Genomic DNA, 3562 nt, shown 5'->3' on the forward strand with positions numbered 1-3562 from the left:
TTCACCTTCAAGAATGGTAAGTTATCATCTACTGAGAATTAAAGTGCGAACTCTACCCTTGTGGGTTACTCAGTAAATGTCGGTAATCCCCCTATTACTAGGTTTCAACCGAACGAATCGCACGGAAGCTTCCCCCACAAACGTCGCTTGGTTTCCCCTGTCTGGTCTCACCTCTTTTGACGGGGAACCCGTCCAAAGGTGAAGCCCAAGTAGAGCACCTTTTCAAGAGAGATCGGTAAAGCATTAAAAATTCAGCCAACGGGATATAGATTCCCGCTGACTGATGAAATTAGACCCAGGCGTGGGTCTAATCATTAAATAAATCAGTAATTATTAGAACAAGAAAGTAGTTCTGACCACGCCAATTAAGGCACCATTATTAGTAACTTGGTCGGGAGAAGTCAAGTAGATCAAACCAGGAGTAATCGAGATATTGTCACTGAATTTGTACTTATAGAAACCTTCAAAGTGGAAGGGCGTGCTACCGACACCGCCTACATAAGGTTCCGCACCGACAAATAAACCAGCCAGACTGCCTTTACCATCGACATCAGGGAAGGAAATACCACCACCATAACTCCAGATATTATCGGTGACACCACCTCGACGCGCATTAGTCGTCATGGCAAAACCATTAAAAGCGACTTTCTCACTGGCTTTGTAAGCAAATGCTAACCCGAATGAATCGGCAGTCGTGCGACCGAGAGCTGGATTATTAGCTAAAGGAGTACCAACCAGGACACCAGTACCGTTAAAGATGGTGCTATTGTGGGAGCTATTGATATAGGTGAGACCACCTTCTAATTGGGGGCTGAGTTTGAAGTTGAGTTGTCCGAATAGCGAATTATCGGTACCGAATAACCCACCATTGACAGGAGGAGTATTCGTCGGACTATTAGCATTAAACGCAAAGTAACCCAGCGATACCGATGTCAGTCCGGTATCGGCAATGGGGATGTTCGTCCCGACCCCGCTACCACCACCAATTTTGTAGATGGGGCTAGATTCAGCAAATGCCGACAGCGCGCCGCTAGCTCCGGTAAAATCTTCAAAATTAGATCCGTAAGTGGGTGCATAGTCGGCTTGTAAACCGTTAAAAGCTGCTACATAGACATTGGTATTAGCGACGGGGAACTGATACGCCAACCAGTCTAGACCGACTGAATTGCTACCACCAGTCTCGACGACCTGACCACCTACAGTGCTTTGGCTCTTGAAGTTAGTACCGAGAGAAGGTTGATTCCCTGTTGCTAAACGCGTCCAGAGGATATCTTTACCAGTGAAGCTACTTTGAAATAATAACCGCACCCGATCGCCCAAGACGATATTACTATTACTGGCACCACTTAAAACACCAGTAACGTTAAATACAGCTTCACCTTTAAGTTTGGTAGTAGTCGAAAACTGATTTGCTTGCAGTTGGGCGACTTTTTTATCTACACCAGTCAACCGACTATCGACTTCAGTTAGTTGGGCGCGATATTCTTGAGTCAGTCTTTTGAGGACTTCGAGATCTGCTTGAGTGACACTACCAGGCTGCTGGGCAATCATGGGTTCGACTTTAGTCAAGCAGGCATTTAAACCGCGTGCGAACTCAATTTGAGAGATCGGTTGGTTGTTGAGATTGGGGTTGCAAGCATATTTAGCTGCAAAGTTTTGCAGGGCGGTATATTGCCAGTCGCCCGGTTTGACAACTTCGTTAGCCACGCCATCGGGATCTGTCGCTGGCTTGCTAGCAGGATTGACTTCGCCAGCCGCGATGCTGACCGGTTTGGTGCTACTGACTTTGTTTAAGATTAAGCTATTAGCCGCATTTGTAGGGGCGGTGTCGAGGCGATTCGACTGTGGTGTTGCCATTGTCCTAGCCGATAGCGACATGGCGATCCCTAACGCAATCGGGCCGATAAATACAGATTTCCAAAACGCTGATGACATTCGGGTGGTGCTCCTCACGATTAAATTTTAGGATGTTTGAGTTGACAGGATCGATCGAGTGAAAATCGGACTACGTTTTTGTAATATGTCCTGACAATCGCACCGCTAGCTGCGATTTCCGCAAACTCAGTCGATCGCACATCATTAGCAACATATCTTAATTGCCCGATCGGGATCGATACTGATATTCACGATACAGTTACGGCTCTAATTGGCTGTCAAAATGACTTTTATTGTCTGCCGCAACCATAAGTTTTAGATCGTCGCGATCTGGTGTCAACTTAAAATTAGTATACATTTTAGACTAAATAGTGACGATCGATACAAAATATCGATCGCATCCACAATCGCCTATGTGTAGTATGACCGAATCGGTGCAGAGATCGGTTCGTAGTCATACAATACCCAAATTAACGCTAAAACTATCGGTAGAGGCGATCGTCGATCGCCTCTACCGATAGTTGTCCATACCTGAATATCGATTTAAACTAGTGAGAATTTCCACTATATAAAAATTCGAGGGCGCGGTTACGTAATTCATAATAACGAGGATCTTCGAGCATTTGTTCGCGATCTCGTGGACGCTCGAAGGGAATCTCTAAAATCTCACCAATGCCCGCCGCTGGGCCTTCTGTCATCATCACTAACCGATCGGCCAGGAATAAACACTCATCGATATCGTGTGTCACCATCAGCACGGTACAGCCAACTTCACGAACGATTTCCGATACTTCTTCCTGCATTTCTTCCTTGGTAATTGCATCAAGCGCACCAAAAGGTTCGTCTAGAATTAAGACTTCAGGACGTAGACAAAAAGCTCTGGCGATTGCTACGCGCTGGCGCATCCCCCCAGATAATTGGGTGGGTTTTTTTTCCATTGCCTCGCCCAAACCAACCATCGTCAAAGTATCACGGACAATCCGATCTTTTTCTGATTTAGATTTGGTGGGATGGACTGAATCCAATCCAAAATAGACATTATCATAAGCTGTCATCCACGGCATGAGAGAGTAGCTTTGAAAAACCATCATTCGATCGGGACCTGGCTTGGTAATTAACTTACCATTCATGGTGACTTGACCTTCGTTGGGTGTGGCAAATCCAGAAAGTGTATTTAGTAATGTAGATTTACCGCAACCAGAGTGTCCAATAATACAAATAAATTCACCTTGTTTGACGGTGAGATCGATATTCTTAATGACGACATTTAATCCCGCTCGAGAAGGATAAGTTTTAGTGACTCCTTGAAAGCTGATAAAGTCTTGATTGGTAGTTTTTAATGTTCCCGATCGAGGTGCCGAAGTAGAAGTGGTCATAGGATTTAGGATTTGTAATAGTTGATGTTAAATATCGATCGTCTAGAGGGTGGCGATTCGATCGGGGCATAAAGGAGTGCCTACGACTGGAAGTCGTGGCTCGGAGTGCGAAGTCCGCCAAACCCGACTGAGATAATATTTATTCCACGTAGGCGGACATTTCACAACAATCAGCGGTTTAGAAACCCTGACCCTTATTAAAAGCTCAAAGCCGGAACTTCCTGTTATTATGATCACCAAAAGTGAAGAAGAGCATATTATGGAAGATGCCATTGGTTCTAAAATATCCGATTATTTAATTAAGCCTGTGA

General features: G+C 45.0%; 2 protein-coding genes and 1 pseudogene. 1 reads left to right on the plus strand and 2 read right to left on the minus strand.

Annotation, left to right across the window (positions count from 1 at the left end):
- Positions 1-333 precede the first annotated feature (333 nt).
- Positions 334-1935, minus strand: a complete 1602-nt coding sequence (locus tag RMO79_RS23280; protein ID WP_310485648.1) for an iron uptake porin — start codon at positions 1933-1935, stop codon at positions 334-336.
- Between the two features lie 488 nt (positions 1936-2423).
- On the minus strand, positions 2424-3251 hold the full coding sequence (locus tag RMO79_RS23285; protein ID WP_310485649.1) for a nitrate ABC transporter ATP-binding protein: 828 nt from the start codon (positions 3249-3251) through the stop codon (positions 2424-2426).
- 169 nt (positions 3252-3420) lie between these two features.
- Between RMO79_RS23285 and RMO79_RS24690 the strand changes: the two are divergent.
- Positions 3421-3562 (plus strand): annotated as a pseudogene (locus tag RMO79_RS24690) (response regulator); the annotation flags it as partial.

This window comes from Chamaesiphon sp. VAR_48_metabat_403 (assembly GCF_031422475.1).
Lineage (GTDB): Bacteria > Cyanobacteriota > Cyanobacteriia > Cyanobacteriales > Chamaesiphonaceae > Chamaesiphon.